General features: G+C 68.2%; 7 protein-coding genes and 4 pseudogenes. 7 read left to right on the forward strand and 4 right to left on the reverse strand.

Annotated features, from left to right (window positions below):
• Window positions 1-71: 71 nt before the first annotated feature.
• A complete protein-coding gene (locus tag ACZ7LT_RS12645; protein WP_471236010.1) occupies window positions 72-2,045 on the forward strand; it encodes a collagenase in 1,974 nt (657 codons plus the stop codon).
• 91 nt (window positions 2,046-2,136) lie between these two features.
• Here ACZ7LT_RS12645 and ACZ7LT_RS12650 read toward each other — a convergent pair whose 3' ends face one another.
• Together ACZ7LT_RS12650 and ACZ7LT_RS12655 are read right to left on the reverse strand one after the other, a co-directional pair.
• On the reverse strand, window positions 2,137-2,832 hold the full coding sequence (locus ACZ7LT_RS12650) for a response regulator transcription factor (RefSeq protein WP_471236011.1): 696 nt from the start codon (window positions 2,830-2,832) through the stop codon (window positions 2,137-2,139).
• Window positions 2,833-2,855: 23 nt separating this feature from the next.
• A complete protein-coding gene (locus ACZ7LT_RS12655; protein ID WP_471236012.1) occupies window positions 2,856-4,103 on the reverse strand; it encodes a sensor histidine kinase in 1,248 nt (415 codons plus the stop codon).
• 139 nt (window positions 4,104-4,242) lie between these two features.
• On the opposite strand from ACZ7LT_RS12655, the gene ACZ7LT_RS12660 reads away from it, so the two are divergent.
• The 4 genes and pseudogenes from ACZ7LT_RS12660 (at window position 4,243) to ACZ7LT_RS12675 (ending at window position 6,660) form a co-directional block, all read left to right on the forward strand.
• Window positions 4,243-5,436, forward strand: coding sequence for a serine hydrolase domain-containing protein (locus ACZ7LT_RS12660; RefSeq protein WP_471236013.1), 1,194 nt, complete (start codon window positions 4,243-4,245; stop codon window positions 5,434-5,436).
• 253 nt (window positions 5,437-5,689) lie between these two features.
• A pseudogene (locus ACZ7LT_RS12665) lies at window positions 5,690-5,947 on the forward strand (serine hydrolase); the annotation flags it as partial.
• Window positions 5,948-5,969: 22 nt separating this feature from the next.
• A pseudogene (locus tag ACZ7LT_RS12670) lies at window positions 5,970-6,161 on the forward strand (serine hydrolase); the annotation flags it as partial.
• Between the two features lie 100 nt (window positions 6,162-6,261).
• Window positions 6,262-6,660 (forward strand): serine hydrolase, encoded by a 399-nt coding sequence (locus tag ACZ7LT_RS12675; protein ID WP_471236344.1) that lies wholly within the window; start codon window positions 6,262-6,264, stop codon window positions 6,658-6,660.
• 157 nt (window positions 6,661-6,817) lie between these two features.
• On the opposite strand, the gene ACZ7LT_RS12680 is transcribed toward ACZ7LT_RS12675, so the two are convergent.
• A complete protein-coding gene (locus ACZ7LT_RS12680; protein WP_471236014.1) occupies window positions 6,818-10,108 on the reverse strand; it encodes a DEAD/DEAH box helicase in 3,291 nt (1,096 codons plus the stop codon).
• Between the two features lie 828 nt (window positions 10,109-10,936).
• Here ACZ7LT_RS12680 and ACZ7LT_RS12685 point away from each other — a divergent pair.
• Both ACZ7LT_RS12685 and ACZ7LT_RS12690 read left to right on the forward strand, forming a co-directional pair.
• A pseudogene (locus ACZ7LT_RS12685) lies at window positions 10,937-11,685 on the forward strand (DUF6928 family protein).
• 396 nt (window positions 11,686-12,081) lie between these two features.
• Window positions 12,082-15,027 (forward strand): NACHT domain-containing protein, encoded by a 2,946-nt coding sequence (locus ACZ7LT_RS12690; RefSeq protein ID WP_471236015.1) that lies wholly within the window; start codon window positions 12,082-12,084, stop codon window positions 15,025-15,027.
• A 704-nt stretch (window positions 15,028-15,731) separates the two neighbouring features.
• On the opposite strand, the pseudogene ACZ7LT_RS12695 reads toward ACZ7LT_RS12690, so the two are convergent.
• Window positions 15,732-16,764 (reverse strand): annotated as a pseudogene (locus tag ACZ7LT_RS12695) (serine hydrolase domain-containing protein).
• Between the last annotated feature and the right edge of the window lie 25 nt (window positions 16,765-16,789).

A 16,789-nucleotide genomic window follows, 5' to 3' on the forward strand; every position in this document is an offset into this window, starting at 1 on the left:
GCCATCACGGTCCGCACCCCCCACCGCCGTGCCCCCACGCACGGCTGCCGACCGGCCTGGAGGCCATCGTTATGCGCAAACCCCCCACCCGCTGGAAACTCGCCCAACTGCTGATATCCACCGCGGCCGCCGCCGGCCTGGGGCTCACCATGCTCGCTCCCAATGGCGCGGCGACCCCGGCCGACGCTGGGGCGCCCAAGCCCGTACCGAGGTCGGCCACCGCCCCGCAGCCCGCCTCCGCCACCGTGCTTGCCGCCGATCTCGCACCCGGACACGCCGCCGACCCCGCGCGATCGGCCGCGAAGACGTCGCACTCCGCGCAACGCCCTCCGCTCCCCGCAGCCCAGAACGCCGCGGAGCGCAAGCAGGCCCGCTCCGCGGCGAAGGCCGCGGCGGAGTGCAACGTCAGCGACTTCACCTCGAAGACCGGCGCTGCCCTGGTCGAGCAGATCAAGCAGTCGGAAACCACCTGCATCAACACGCTGTTCAGCGTGACCGGTAACGACTCCAGGGCCCTCTTCCGCGAGGAACAGATGGTCACGGTGGCGAACGCACTCAAGGACGTCGCGACCAACTACCCGGGGAACAACAGCACTTCCGCATCCCAGGTGGTGCTGTACCTGCGCGCCGGCTACTACATCCAGTACAACCAGCCGGACAACGTCGGCGAATACGGCCCGACGCTGAAGAGCGCCATTCAGGGCGCCCTGGACGGCTTCTTCGGTTCGTCCCACGCCTTCGACGTCACCGAGGCCAACGGCGAGACCCTGGCCGAGACGGTCACCCTGATCGACAGCTCCGAGGAGAACGCCCGCTATCTCGGGGTGGTCAAGCGTCTGCAGAAGGACTACAACGCGTCGTACGACCCGTTCTACGGGATGGTCGCGGCCGTCAACAACACCTACACCGTGCTCTTCCGCGGCCACCAGCTGCCCGAGTTCGTGGAAGCCGTGAAGGCGGACCCCAGCGTCCTCACCGGAATGCGCGACTTCGCCGTCGCCCACGACGATCTGCTCGGCACCGACAAGTCCTACCTGGCCAGCAACGCCGGACGCGAACTCGGCCGGTTCCTGCGGCACGCCGAGCTCAAGGACACCGTCAAGCCGTTGGTCAAGGAGCTGCTCGGCCGTAGCGAGATCACGGGGCGCACCGCCCCGCTCTGGGTCGGCCTCGCCGAGATGACGGACGAGTTCGACAAGGAGAACTGCGCCGAGTACGAGACCTGTGACCTGCAGAAGCGCGTGCGCGACGCCGTTCTGACGGTCGAGCACACATGCGGTCCGAGCGCGAAGATCCTCGCGCAGGAGCTGACCGCGTCCGAACTCTCGGCCACGTGCGACAGCGTCCTCAAGCAGGACCCGGTCTTCCACGGCATCGTCAAGGACAACGGCCCGGTCAAGGACGACAACAACACCAACATCGAGATCGTCGCCTTCAACTCCAGCACCGACTACAAGACCTACGCCGGTGTCGTCTTCGGGATCGACACCAACAACGGCGGCATGTACCTGGAGGGCGACCCGGCCGCCGAGGGCAACCAGCCGCGCTTCATCGCCTACGAGCAGCCGGCCCAGGACGGCGCCTTCCAGATCTGGAACCTCAACCACGAGTACACCCACTACCTCGACGGCCGCTTCAACATGTACGGCGACTTCGCCGCCGGGCAGACCACCCCGACCGTGATGTGGATCGAAGGTTTCGCCGAGTACGTCTCCTACTCGTACCGCGGCGTCACCTACGACAGGGCGATCGAGGAGGCGGGCAAGAAGACCTACAAGCTCAGCCAGCTCTTCGGCACCACCTACGACAACGCCGACACCACCCGTATCTACCAGTGGGGCTACCTGGGCGTCCGTTACATGCTCCAGTCGCACCCCGAGGACGTGACCACCCTGCTCGGCCACTACCGCGCAGGCGAGTACGACGCGGCCCACAAGCTGCTCCGCGACACCATCGGCACCAAGTACGACGCCGACTTCGCCGACTGGCTGAGCAAGTGCGCCGGCGGCGACTGCGGCCAACTGCCGGCCCGAAGCGGCCGGTGACCGGAGCCTCGGTCACCGCCAACAGCTGAGACGTCAGCACGGCGGCGCGACATCCCCGGGACGGGCAGGTTCACGCCGTAACGGAAGCCGGTCAGCCGGCGAAGCCCGGGACCACCAGGCCGGACTCATACGCGATCACCACCGCATGAGTCCGGTTCTGGGCGCCGAGCTTGGTCAGCACGTTTCCGACGTGGGTCTTGACCGTCTCCAGGCTCACCGTGAGGGACTCCGCGATCTCCGGATTGGAGAGCCCGGTGGCCATCAGGCGCAGCACCTCCTCCTCCCGGCCGGTGAGGGCGGCTCGCGGCAGGGCCTCCGCGGAGCCCAGCGGGCGGGGCGCGACCATGCGGCCCAGCGCGGCCGGGAAGAGGACCGCTTCGCCCGCCGCCACCACCCGGACCGCCTCGGCGATCTGACGGACGGGGAGGCGCTTGAGGACGAAGCCGCTGGCGCCCGCGCTGAGGGCGGCGGTGACGTAGCCGTCGTTCTCGAAGGTGGTGATCACCACCACCTTCGGCGGGTCGGCCGCTTCGGCCAACAGTTGGCGGGTGGCCTCGATCCCGTTGCGACGCGGCATCCGGACGTCCATCAGGACCACGTCCGGCCGCAGGCTCCGCGCCCGTTCGACCGCCTCGACGCCGTCAACGGCTTCGCCGACCACCGTGATCCCCGGCTGTGCGGCGAGCAGCATGCGCAGGCCGCTGCGGGTCACCTCGTCGTCGTCCGCGATCAGGAGGGTGACGGCGGGGCTGGTGAGGTCGAGGTTGGTGACGGAGGGGAGAGCCATGCCTTCGCCTCCGTCGGATCGACTCACGCCGCCGCCCGTACCGGCAGCCGCACGGCCAGCCGCCAGTGCTGCGTCCCGTGCGGGCCGGCCTGGAACTCACCGTGCAGCAGCCGGACGCGCTCGGCCAGTCCGGGCAGACCGTGGCCGGAGGTCGGGAAGACCCCCGGGCCCGGGCCCGGACCCGTCCGTGCCCCGGTCCGGTTGACCACCGTGAGATCCAGTCCGTCCGGCCCCGCCGCCACCCGGACCTCGATCGGGCCGCCCGCCCCGTGGCGCAGTGCGTTCGTCAGCCCCTCCTGGAGGATCCGGTACGCCGCCCGGGAGAACGTCCCCTGCACCTGCGCCAGCTCGCCCGACAGCTCCGGTTCCACCACCGCCCCCGCGTGCCGCAGGCGGTCCAGCAGCTCGGGGAGGTCGGCCAGGGTCCGGGTCGGAGCCGTTCCCGACTGCTCCTCGCGCAGCACGCCCAGTACGTAATCCAGGTCCTCCAGTGCGGCCCGGGTCGACTCCTCGATGCTGCGCATGGCGGCCCGCGCCGCCGCCGGGTCGGCGGAGAGCATCTCGCCCGCCACCGCCGCCTGGATGGTGGCCGCCGTCAGTGTGTGCCCGATCGAGTCGTGCAACTCGTGGGCGATCCGGTTGCGTTCGGCCAGCAGCAGTTCCCGCTCGGCAGCTCGCGCGAGCCGTTCGGCCGCCGACGGCCCCAGCAGCCGCGGCGCCGACCACCGCAGGGCCATCGTCACCAGTACGCACACGGCCACCGCCAGCAGGATGCACACGGCGGCCATCACCCAGCTCCACCCGCCCGACACCCGGACCGACGTGCCGAACAGACTCGCCCGCGCCTCGCCGCCGAGCCAGTTCCCCGGCAGGGACAGGCCCATGATGAACAGCACCCCGCTCGCCAGCGCCCCGGTCCACCCGACGGCCATGTGGAGCACCAGCCAGAGCGGGGTCCGCCAGCGGTCGAGGCCGAGGGAGCCGGAGGTCCGGCGACCGGCCACCGGATCCGGCAGCGCCACCCACAGCATCCGGCGGGCGGACACGACCAGCGCCCGCCGTACGGGGCCCGCCAGTCCGACCACGCCGACCAGTACCGCCCAGACCAGCAGGACCAGGGCGATCTGCACGCTCTCAGGTGCGGATCGCCACGACAGCGCCGGCAACAGGGCGAGAGGCAGCAGCGGAAGGCTCGCCAGCGCGCCGCCGTAGGCGAACAGCACACCGGAATACGTGGAGCCGCGCAGCAGCGGCCGAATTCCCCTGATCATGGTCGCCAGTATCGCCGGGCAGCCCGCAGGCAGCCTCCCTCGATCGGGGGAGCGATTTCTCCCGCCTTCCCGCGATGCGGTCACAGGGCCCTGGAAACCAGGATCGTGCCCCGACCAAACGATTCCCAGGAGTTGACTCATGCGTACTCACACCCAGCAGGGCCTTCCTTCCTCGAACCGGAAGCAGGGCGGCAGGCGGCGACGAGCCGTGTCGGCCGCGGTTGCGGTGGCCATCGGCGTCATGACGCTGGGCGTCCTCGCCCCGCCCGCCGCCTCTGTCTCCGATTCCGCCCCCTCTGCTGCCGCCAGGCCGGACGCCGTTCAGCGGGCCCTGAACACGCTGGTGCGCGACGACGGCATGCCCGCCGCCCTGGCCAGCGTCCAGGACCGGAACGGCCGCACCCGCACGTACACCGCAGGAGTCGGCGACGTGACCGCCGGCTCGAAGGTGCCCAGGGACGGCCAGGTACGGATCGGCAGCAACACCAAGGCGTTCACGGCGGTCGTGGTCCTGCAGCTGGTCGGCGAAGGGAAGATCGGCCTCGACGCCACCGTCGACACCTACCTGCCCGGCCTCGTCCGCGGGGAAGGGATCGACGGACGGCGCATCACCGTCCGCCAGCTCCTCCAGCACACCAGCGGACTCCCCGAGTACGGCAGCCACATCGACGACGACGAGTTCAGGTACCGGTACGTCGAGCCCCGCGACCTGCTCGACATCGCCCTCAGGTACCCGGCCGACGCGGCTCCCGGGAAGACCTGGGGGTACAGCAACACGAACTACATCCTGGCCGGCCTGATCGTCCAGAAGGTCACGGGCCGCCCCCTCGCCGAGGAGATCGACCGGCGCATCATCCAACCGGTCGGGCTGCGCCACACGTACTTCCCCGCCCCCGGTGACATGACCATCCGGGAGCCGCACCCCAAGGGCTACCACCGCAACCCGACGGACAGCCCGCTGCGCGAGTACACGGAGATGGACCCCTCGTGGGGATGGGCCGCAGGCCAGATGATCTCCACCAACTCCGACCTCAACCGGTTCTTCGGCGCGCTCCTCGGCGGCCGCCTCCTCCCGGCGGCCCAGCTCGCCGAGATGCGCACGACGGTCCCCGCCGGGACCTCCGGCCTCCGCTACGGGCTGGGGCTCACGAGCAGGCCGCTGTCGTGCGGCGGCGTCTACTGGGGCCACGGCGGCGACATTCCGGGGTACGAGACCCGCGGCGGCGCCACCGACGACGGCCGCGCCGCCAACGTCGCGGTCACCAGCATCCCGACGGACGAGGCGGCCACGCGGCATGTGAAGGACGCCGTGGACAGGGCTTTGTGTAGCTGAGGCACGCCACCCCGCCCGGTCCCGGCTCGCGGGGCCCGGGCGGCCTGAACGAAGCCCCTACGATTCCCCAGGAGTTGACTCATGCGTGGACCGACACGGCGAGGACCTCAGCTGCGACGGGCCCTGTCGGCCGCGGCCGCGCTGACCAGCGGCGTCATGACACCGGGCGTCCTGTCGGCGCCGCCCCCAGGCCTCCGCCGCCAGGCCGGACGCCGTTCAGCGGGCCCTGAACACGCTGGTGCGCGACGACGGGATGCCCGCCGCGCTGGCGAGCGTCCAGGACCGGAACGGCCGCACGCGGACGTACACCGCGGGGCTCGGCGACCTGGCCGCCGGCGCACCGGTACCCGTCGACGGGCAGGTGCGGATCGGCAGCAACACCAAGACCTTCGTCGCGGTCGTCGTCCTCCAGCTCGTCGCCGAGCGCATGATGGACCTGGACGCCACCGTCGACACCTACCTGCCCGGCCTCGTCCGCGGCGAGCGGATCGACGGACGGCGCATCACCGTCCGCCAACTCCTCCAGCAGACCAGTGGACTTCCCAACTACAGCAACCACCTCGGGGACGACGTTCGGTACTACCCCCCGCGAACTGCTCGCCACAGCCCTCCGGCACCCGGCGGACTTCGCCCCCGGGACGAGTTGGAAGTACAGCAACACCAACTACGTACTCGTCGGCTTGATCATCCAGAAGGTCACCGGCCGCCCCCTGGCCGAGCAGATAGACCGGCGCGTCGTCCGACGTGCTGGGCTGCGCCACACCTATTTCCCCGCCCCGGTGACGCGCGCATCCGGGAGCCCCACCCCCATGGCTACCACCGGGAATCGGCGGACGCGCCGCTGCGCGACATCACGGAGATCGACCCTCCTGGAGCTGGGCGGCAGGCCAGATGGTCTCCACCAGCTCCGACCTCAACCGCTTCTTCACCGCGCTCCTGGCCGGCCGCCTCCTTCCCGCGCCCCAGCTCGCCGAGATGCGCTCCACCGTCCCGGCCGAAGCGACCTTCGGCCCCGGCGCCCGCTACGGACTCGGCCTCGTCAGCAGGCCGCTGCCGTGCGGCGGCCTCTCCTGGGGCCACGGCGGCAGCTTCCCGGGGTACGAGACCCGGGGCGGCGCCACCGACGACGGTCGCGCCACCAATCTCGCGGTCACCATACAGCTCACCGACAAGGCGGCCCGGATGACTCTCGAACGCGCCGTGGACACCGCCCTGTGCCGCTGATGCTCACCACCGCCCGGGAGCGGGCCTGCTAGAGCCAGTCGCGCTTCTTGAAGATGACTTACAGACTGACGCACACCGCGAAAGGCCGGCACGACTCACTCGCCGCCGGCGTCGTTGCGATTCTCGGCCGTCCCGGAGGACGACCGCCGGAGGAGCTTTAGCGGCTGCCCCGTAGGCGTATGTCCTGAGTCCAGGCATTGAAACGCCCGGAAGGGGTCGTCTTGCACGCGGTGGCGTAGCAGCGCCAGAACCATTTGCCGTTCTTCCGTCGCCGGATCTCGATCTCTGTGCCCTGGCACCGGCCGCACTTCGGTGGGCGGGCGAAGGTCTCTGCGTGCTCGTGCGCGAGCAGCTTGCGGGCGAAGTACGCGCCGCGCATCGCGACCATCACCTCCCGCGTCCAGCTCTGGGACAGAGCGTTCAGGCTGCCGAGCAGTACAGTCTGCTCGTCGAAGACCGCGATCTTCTGGTGCATGACGTTCATCGGGATCACTGTGTGGGCCACGGCGCGGAGATCCGTGATCAGTGCCTGGTTCGCAGACTTGCGCTGCAACTGGTCTGTGTCGTCGCGGATGAAGACGGTGATCCGTACGCCCCGGTCGGCGGCGGCCGCGAGGGCGGGCAACAGGGAGCGGAGCCGTTTTGCGACCCACGGCGCCCAGAGCCACAGAGAGCGCTCTGCTCGGTTGATCTCCTCGGTGAAGGTGTCGTAGAAGGTCGTCTCGTCGTGGACGTCGGTCACCTCCACGTGCCGACCCAGCACTTCCGCCAGAGCTGTGCCGAACTCGCCGCGGAGCGGGACCGGGGCCGTCGGCGGAGCGATGAGGTGCTTGGCCTTCAGGACGCGAACGCCCGGGGACCCGATCAGTGCGGCGAGCCGGGCCAGGGCCGTTCCGGGCTTGGCGTTCCTGACGCGGGCTCCGCCGGCGAGGACGTACAGCCGGGTCTTCGTCCGGGTCACTGCCACATTGAACAGGCGGATGCCGTTGCGGTGCCAGGCGTCGGCCCCCGGCTGCCGGTGAGCGAGGGCCATCCACAGCTCGCGGCTGTCGCCGCTGCCTTCCACCGTGTCGAAGACGACGACGTCGAATTCCCGGCCCTGGAACCGGTGGGCTGTACCGACCTCCGCGAGCGGGCGCCCCGCGTCTTCGACGTCGCGCAATGCCTCCAGGGTCGCCTCGGCCTGGATGCCGTACGGCGTGACGATGCCGGCCTCCTCGCCCTGCTCGCGATGGAGTTCCACCAGAGCCCGAGCGATGAGCGACCCGGCGGGCCACCATCCTTTGCGGCTGCCGGTCAGGTGGGCGCGAGCCAGCCCGTCCAGGCCGTCGGTGTCGATGAGGACGATCTCGGGGTCGTTGTCCGGTCTTTCCCGCAGCACCTGGGGGCGGCCCATGAGGACACCGCCGTACGCGAGATCGTTGGCCAGGCGCATGACGGCGGGGCCGAAACGGTGCTGTTCGGTGAGCGTGACGCACGACGGGTGCGCCTCGGCGTCCGACGGTTCGTGGATGCCGCAGTGCTGGAAGACGTCTGGATGCAACCACCGCTTGATGTCGGGACGGTCGCTGTTGCCGAGGGCCGGCGGGATCACCGGCCCGAGCTGCATGAAGTCCCCGAGCAGGACGGCCGCCCGGTCTGCTTTGCCAGTGGCGAGCAGGACCTCGGGGAGGGTTGCGGCACCCGCCTCGTCGACGAGGACTACGTCGTACGGCCCCTCGAGGACCGTCCGGTTGGTGCGAAACCGGGCCAGGGTCGTGGCGACCAGCTTGGCGGACTTGATGATCTCGCCCTGGGCGTTGCGGGCGAGTCGCTCGTATCCTTCCTGAGCCAGCTGGTACTGCTTCTCCAGCTCCGGGCGGCGGGTGCGGTCGGCGGCCACGGTGGGACGCAGCCGTTCGGCCCGATCATGCTGGGCTGGCCAGCCTCGTTTGGCAGCCTGTTCGGCCAGATCATGGGCCTGTTGGGCGCGGGCGGCGGTCTCGGAGGCCCGGATCGCCTCTTGCTCGAGGGCGAGCGCCTGCTGCTCAGCCTGCTTGCTTTCGGCCACGAGCGACATGACGTCGGCTTCGAGCCGGGAGATCTGGTCCCGGGTGAGCGGGATCGTCTCGACTAGTGCGTTGACTCGAGCACCGATACGGGCGATGTGCGCGGTCGCGGTGGCGCGGGCCTCCTGTGCTGCTACACGGGCGTCGGTGGCTGCCCGCCGGGCGTTCGCCAGCTCGCCCTGAAGACCTGTGATCGTGTCGCGCTGTCGCCATCTGCCGACGGCGCCCTTCGCCTCAAGTTCCTTCAGCCTCAGCTCCAGGGAGCGGCGGTAGTCGTCCGCGAGCAGGGCGTCGGCCTCGCTGTTCCCCGCCGCTTCCCGCACGCGGGTGATCTCCTCCGAGAGGTCGTCGACTTCGCGCCAGCGGTCCTTCACTGCCTCGGCGGCCCTCTGACGTGCTTGTGCTGTCCCGATGGCCTCCCCGAGGTGGTGCAGGCGTTGGACCGCTTGACTGAGCCGCCCTTCCACCTCGATCACCCGGGCTTGCGTCGCCGCCACGTCCTGTCCGGGCGTCCGTATGAGCTTCAGCGCCGCGAAGTACGACGGGGCGTCGAATCCTGCAAGGTTGCTTTCCAACACCGTCAACTGCTGGGCCCGGTCCCTGAAGGCGACGAGTTCGGCCTCGAGTTCCGCACGCCGGGCAGCTGCCTCCGTCAGGCGGGCCCGGACCATCAGAGGCAGGGACACGGAAGGGTCCTCGGCCACCTCGCGCAGGTGTGGCGGCCCCACCCGGACGATGTCACCGAACTCGTGGCGCTTCTCCCGCACCACCCCCAGCAGGGCGTTGTCCACGGCGATGTTCGTCGCCGACACCAGCAGCACACGCTGACCCTGGGCGATCAGGTCGCCGATGGCCCGCTTGAGGACGGTGGTCTTCCCTGTGCCCGGCGGCCCCCACACCAGGTGGACGCCTTCGCCGAGGCACGCTCGGTAGGCGTCCGCCTGGGCAGGATGGAAGCCCGGCGGGTCGACGGCGTCCACCGAGGAGCCGCCGATCGTCGCGGTCGCGAGAGCAGTGGCGAGGGGATGTTCACCCAGCCCCGCGATGCCGTCACGCAGGGCCTCGATCAGGAAGGTGGGCGGCTGCTTGAGCATCCACAGGTGAGGGTCGGCGATCTCGGCGAACTCCGGTACCAGCAGTGTGAGCAGGGAGCCGTTCTGTACCGCTTCGGAGACAGCGAAGCCCTTGGTCTCGATGCCGTCATTGTCCGGTCCGGCCAGCCTCAGGGAGTCCAGCTGTTCCGGTCCGATGTCGGAGCCCCGTAGATCGACCACATACCGGCCCGGATCACCGCTCCGGGCCGCGCGTCCGACGAGTTGCCAGCGTGGCTCCTTGCCCGCGCCTCCCTCGATGGCGATCCACTCGCCGAGTGCCGAGGCGATCTCCTCGCGCCATCCCACCTACCGTCCCCCGATCCGTCCGGTCTGGTCGCCTGCCCGCTGCTGTGCCGCACCCTATCCACCTGGTGGTTGTCACATACAGTGAATGGTCGATGGTAGGAAGGCTCAACATGGTCGTGAGCCGACCGTCCGGTGAGATCCAGCCAGCTTCAGCGGCACGCAGCGCTGAGCAAGCCTCTCCACCCAGCCGCGATGGCCTACACCACCGACACGGTAGGTGAGCCTTCACGGGCGGTACTCGATAGCACAGAGCGTCGTCCATCTCCAGCGGAGTTCTGCTGCGCCGCTGCGTACCACATTCGGGCTGATCCCGTGCTGCACACGGCATCGGGCGCGGTGGAGCTGTGCACCATCGACGCCAGACGGACCCGCTGTACGGGCGGATGAGGCGGTAAGGGAGGTGGGAGCAGTGGTGCTGGCGCGCGCCGCTTCCGGAGAGGCATCGCCCCTGGCTGAGAGCGATTCCAGGCCCGGTGCGGCGGCTACGCATCGTATGAAAGGGCCAGCTGGCTGGGATGGCGACGCGCACCCAGCGCTCCCTCTTCGGCTGCGTCGCACCACGTGCCGTCCCGGGCGATGTCGTCGGTCAAGTCCACCGCAATGCGGCTCGCCCTGGCGTGCGTTCCGTGGCCCGTCCGGCCGAGGATCGTCAACGTCCATGTCGTGGACGAGGAAGCGCGCCGGGCCAGTGCTTAGAAGGCACTTGGTGGATGGGGGAGTGGGTTTGCTCTGGCCTGTGCGAACGTACTCAGTTGCTGGCCGCTCCCGAGAACTTCGGGCGTTTTCGGGATGGCGGGGCTGTCAGTGGTGGGGGCTAGCGTGCGTCGCATGGGAGCGAAGACGGCACTACTGGCGTACGCGGACGGAGACGTGGCCTCCGCGCTGCGGGAGGCTGGCGAGCCGGCGGCTGAGAGAACGGCGGCGTTGATCGCCAAGGTCTTCCCGGGCTGGGGGATGGAGTCGTCGGAGGGAGAGGTCCTGGGGGAATCGACGTACCCGCCGGAGGGACTCACGTACGCAGCAAGCTTCCCGGGCGTGGACCTGGTCTGCGATCGGCGTCTGATGTTCGACCGCCCGTCGGAGCTCCCGGCGCACCTCCTGGAGGCCGCGGCGGGCCGTCGCGTGATCTTGCACTCGCTGCACAGCGTCTCGGATTGGCTTGCCTTCGCGGTCTGGGAGGAGGGCCGCCTCCGCCGCTCGCTGAGCCTCTCGCCAGACGGCGGCATCGTGGAGAACATCGGCGACCATTCCCCTTCGAGATGCCCTACTGGGCCGGTGACCGGCCCGTGGAGTCTGACCCGGAGTGGGATGAAGAGTCTTACGCGCTGCCGTTCCACCCTCTGGAACTGGGCAACGAAGCCCTTCGAGCCCTCTTCGGCTTCCTCCTGGAAGGCCGGCCCTTGCCCGAGGACGTTGACCCGGACGAGGTCCCGCTGCTCGGTTTCGACCTCACGGACCCGGATACGTCCCGGCGAGCCCACAAACGGGCAGCACTCGAAGAAGCAGGCCGGCGGATGCAACGCAGGAGTCTCCACCTCGGCCCGGACGGGAGCTGGAGCGAAGCCGTCGGTGGGTAACGGGCGCGCACGCCCTTCATTTCAGCCGCGCTGCCTGCCAGGCATCGGTGATACAGCCCTCTTCGTGTCCCACCACTTCTGCGCCACGCCGTGATCGAGGATCCGCTGGACCTTCGCGAGGTCCACCTCCGGTGGCACGTCGAGAGCGACGACGCCGATCGGGTGCCGGCGCGACAGGCTCGGCCCGGAACGGCAAAGGGCTCCTCGAAGCCCGTTCCGCAAAGCACAAGGCCCGTTCATGGGACCAGTTGGTGCTAGTTTGCCTGCACAACTCCCGTGGGAGCACGACGCTGCTACTTCCCAGTTTCGAGGTGATCGGTGAATCGCACGGCTGTCGAAGCTTTCCGTCGGATGGAAGGCGCATACGCACCGAGATCGCCAGAGGTGTCCCGGAGCGTGCAGGAGAGCCTCTCTGCTCTCGACTTCGAAGCACGCTTCCTAGCCCTCTTGGCTCTTTCAACAGTGCGGGCGTCCGGACTCCCCCACGTCAATATCGGCAGGTCACCCGGGCTCGGAGAGTGGACCTCGCTACTCCGGGATCTGCGGGCTCGTCTGCGTGGCACCGATCCCGGCTCCCCGGGACAGCGCGTCGTCCAGGCAATCACCGAGGCGCTGGCCCTGTACGACGAGGGAATCCCCGAGGCTCCTCCGGAGCTCCGGGCGACAAAGAACCTCCGTGACCACCTCAGTCATGGTGGTGCCATCCCGGAGGGGCTGTCCCCCGTCGTGGACGCCCTCGTGCGAGCGATCTCCGACGTCATTGCGGAGTGCCTGTCCGAAGCCGCGCTCACTCTCGCGGACGACGGGAGCCAGGAGCTGCGACCCGTGGTGGCCTGGGAAGGCGCCAGTGTTTCTCTGTGGCCGTTCATGTACGCGAGGCCAGATGGCAGCTGGTACGTGTATGCCCGGTACACCGGAAATCAGCCTGATTACCTTGCCTTCGGAGCGGCGAACTACCGCTCTCGCCCCAGAAATAAGGAACTTGTCGCCTCTTTGGACTTGCTGTTGAAACCGAAGAGGAAGCCGGACGATCTCCCTGAGATTTTCCGGGCCGAGGTGGCGGACGATCTCAAGGCTTTCGCGGATGTTGTCGGCACACCTCCCCAGTACTTCGATCACCTCCAGGGCTTCGGCTACGAGTGGGGTAAGTCCGTCAGCGAGGGCACCCAGCTGCGCAGGGACTACTTTCGCGTCGGTCCTGATGGATACGAGTGGCGGGACGAGCATGACTGGGTGCCGTATCGGGTGTACCTGCGCAAACTGTCCAACTGGCCCATCGTGGCTAGCCGTCTGCGATACAAGCTGGAGGAGGTAGAGCGGCAACTTGCCCGGGAGGAAGCCGAGCAGCTCGGCTGGAAACCGGACGTGGGTAGCCACCGGGAGGCCCATGTCGAGGTTACGGAATACGACGGGGGTAACCCGCAGAAGAAGACGTTCTCTCAACTGATCGACGACGTCGACGCGGATCTCGGGGTCGAGACAGGCCAGACCCAGGTCTTCTTTGTCAATGGAGAAGCCGGCATCGGTAAGACCCGGGCAATGGTCAAGGCTGCTCTGGATCGGTCGCGGGAAGTAGAGCAGCGTCAGGAAGACAAGCCGCTGTTCCTCTACGTCAAGTCAACAGGGCGTGTTCTTGACGACTTGGACGCGGCTGTCAACCATGCAGTTGCGCTCACACAGAACCTCACCGCGGAACGTGTCAAGGTCCTCTGTGGAAAAGGACTCATTGCACTTCTCATCGACGGCTTCGATGAACTCCTGGGCGGAGCAGCATACAGCGACGCGATCGACTCGCTGCAGGACTGGCTTAACGCTTTGGGCGGGCGGGGGGTGCTCGTCGTCTCAGCCCGCTCTTCCTACTACATGAATCAGTATCGATCGAGCGTGCAACGGGCAAGTAGGGCGATAAGTGCCTCGGTGCGCCACAGTATCGCCGAGGTGCTGCGGTGGACTCCGGCGGAGATCGTGTCGTTCCTGGACGACTACGGTGTATCTGCCGCCCGCTTCGAGGGCTTGCCGTCCCGAGACCAAGAGCTACTGGGGCTCCCTTTCTTCGCGCGGGCCTTCGCCGAGATGTGCCTGTCGGGCGACTATGAAAAATCGGACACGGAAGGCCCTTCGTTCACCGAGAAGCTCTTGAACCACTACCTGGTGCGGGAGGAACGGAAGCTGTCCTATCAGGCGAATGGCGCGTCGGGGCTCATGAACCGAGACGAACTGCGACGCACCTTCGAGCACGTAGCCGAGATCATGGTGGACGGTCGTGAAAGGGAGATTGACTCCACCGACCTGGAGTTCGCTGCTGCCACGGCCTTGGACATCGATGACCTGGACGACCGAGAGGGCCTTCGGGAGCGCCTCCAGGTGTTGTGCGGTCTTGCCACAGATGCGGCGACGCGCGGGCCCAGCAGGTTTAGATTCCAGCACGAGGTGTTCTTCGACAACTTCTTGGCCGGCATTGTCGGACGGCATCTTCGTGCGGGCCGCTTCTCCGCCTTCCAACGGCTGTTGGGCAGATCGGAATGGCGCACGGGCACGGTGAGTGGCGTGGTAGCAGCAGTGGATGCTGAGCTGCTCGTGGGCGCCCTGGCAGGCGTACGGCTGCCCGCCGTTCAGTCCAGCGCCGCTTCCCGTGACACAACCGCCACCAATCTGGGTGCCATGTGGGCCGAGCTCCTCCGCAAGACTGCCGAGATGCCTGACCGGCCAATTGTCGATGCCGCGTTTGCCGGCCCGCTCGATCTCACTCACACCAAGGTGGGTAATGCCTCCCTGGTCAACTGCCAGCTGGAGTCATTGACCCTTCCTGCTGGTACCGGATGGAAGATCCAGCTCGACCAGACGAGGGTCAAGAAGATCACGGCGGGCGCGGATCAGGCGGACCTTTCAGGACTGCGGGGCGTACGGCACGGGGACCTGATGGAACTTCTATTCCGGCCCAGCCTCTTCTTCTACCGCCGTCCGGACATTCTCGAGGCGCTGAACAGGCGGGGCGTAGGGATCACCGATGCACCAGAGACGTCCGGCACAGTCGTACCGGTACCTGTGGAAGCTGCTCGCCACTACTTGAAGAACCTTGTCGAGTACGCCTCCTCGACACTGATCCTCAAGGACAACCATCAACCAGACGACAACCGGCTGAGGTGGACTCAGGAGTACCCAGGCGAGTGGAAGCCCTTCGTGGACAGGCTGACCCACGCCAGCCTCGCCCGACGCGAGAAGTTCTCTGCGAAGGGCTCTAGGAAGATCAAACTGAGGTTGCAGTTCGGCGCCGCCAACATCCTCGATGAGGACTCCGACATCCCGCAGATCCAAGGCTTCTGGGCGGCTGTGAAGGACTGACCAGAGGAGGGGTGCCGTCCACCTATCGCGTGCCAGCTCCAACCCCAACCCCGAAAACACCATACGTCCGGGCCGACCCAGGTCGGCCCGGATGCTGCGCAGCAGGGCAGAGAGGCTGTCCCATTCTTTGCACGCCGTCAGTGTGATCACATCGACGGCTGATCCTCGCAGAGGCTGTCTTGCGTGAATCGCTGCGAGTGGCTGACGGATCTGGTTCCGACCAACTTCGACGAACATGCGGACAGCCCTGCCTACCAGCGTCGGCCTTGGGCTATGACCGTGTCCTACGCGGTGAGGTGGGTGGGTCGCTTGAGGGCGACACACCGGCATGCCCTGAGGCCATGTGTATCCCCGACAGCGATGCCACTCAATACGGCGCCGTGTACGACGCGACCGCCTGGGGATGACCAGTCTCAGAAGAGAGTGAGGGTGTCTGCCTGGCCAGAAGCCTGGGGCGGTTTCTCGCGACCCGCACGACGTCCTGGCGGAACTCTTCCGGATGGGGCTTGGGCACAGCGACATCCTTCCCACCTGCCCGACAGGGCAAGCCACTTACATGTCACCCGATCGTGCGGCAGACCCAAGCGGCGAGCGGCACCTTACGTGCGCAACGTGCGCTTCGATGACTTGCACAACGAGCGGCGTGCCGAACTGGCACGCGATGCGCCCATCATTCACGGACGACGGGCACCTCGCATAGCGCTTCAAGCTTGGTGACTGTCCGAAAACGCAGCCCTGCAAAAGGAGTTACGAAGCACGGTGAGACGTTCGCGGCTGCGGGTGAAGTAGAGCTTGTTGGTGAGGAGGGCGGCCCAGCGCTGCTGCTTCGGGTTGATCCACATGCCGGTGCCGGTGAAGCCGTAGTGGACCCACACGTCCTCGCGTTGATCGGTGCCGGGGGCGGGGTGCCAGAAGAGGCCGCGGGTGGGGGTGAGTTCGCCGGTGCGGATGCGGAGGGAGTCGGCGATCCAGGCCGGGCCGAAGGCGGCCTGCGCCGGGTGGAGCATGTGCTGGAGGAAGCGGCTGAGGTCGGTGAGGGTGGAGAAGGTGCCGGCGATGCCGCAGGCGGGCGGAGAAGCCGTGGGCGGTGCCTTTGAGGTGCGTTCCGGTCTCCTCGTCGAGTTCGGTGGGGGCGCAGCGCACGATCGTGTCCGCGGGCAGGGGATCGAAGCGGGTCTCGGTCATGCCGAGGGGCTCCCAGATCCGGCTTGTGGCGAGGAGGTCGAGGGGCTGGCCGGCGAGGTACTCGGCCAGGTAGCCGAGGATGAGGGCGGCGCGGTCGGTGTACTCGACGGCTTCGCTGGGGGCGCGGTGGAGAGCTTAGTGGAGGACGCCGTCGCGGATGTCCTGGGGGTCGGTGCCGTAGAGGTTCCTGAGGTTGGCGCGGAGAGGCAGGCCGGCCGTGTGGGTCAGAAGCTCGTGAGTGGTGACCTGGGCGTGCGGGTGGCCGGTGACCTCGGGCCAGAAGGTGCCGAGCGGGGTGTGGAGCTGGAGCTTTCCCTCCTCGACGAGGGTGCCGACGACCGCCCACACGGCCACGATCTCCGTCAGGCTGGCGATGTCGAAGACCGTGTCGAGCCGCATCGGCTCGTCGGGACGGGTCGGGTCGAGGAGGCCGACGGCTCCGCTCGCCGTCGTGCCCTCGGCGTCGCCGACGGCCCAGACGGCTCCCGGGTACACCCGGTCGCGGACGCCGTCCTGGAGGAGCTGCTCAATGCGCGGGATGTCGAGCGTCATGGTGCTCCGATCGTAGTGAGACGGC

Source organism: Streptomyces sp. NPDC039465, assembly GCF_055639315.1.

Coding starts and splice junctions, on each gene's coding strand:
- ACZ7LT_RS12655 (WP_471236012.1), bottom strand. CDS start 4,103: ATGATCAGGGGAATTCGGCCGCTGCTGCGCGGCTCCACGTATTCCGGT.
- ACZ7LT_RS12650 (WP_471236011.1), bottom strand. CDS start 2,832: ATGGCTCTCCCCTCCGTCACCAACCTCGACCTCACCAGCCCCGCCGTC.
- ACZ7LT_RS12645 (WP_471236010.1), top strand. CDS start 72: ATGCGCAAACCCCCCACCCGCTGGAAACTCGCCCAACTGCTGATATCC.
- ACZ7LT_RS12660 (WP_471236013.1), top strand. CDS start 4,243: ATGCGTACTCACACCCAGCAGGGCCTTCCTTCCTCGAACCGGAAGCAG.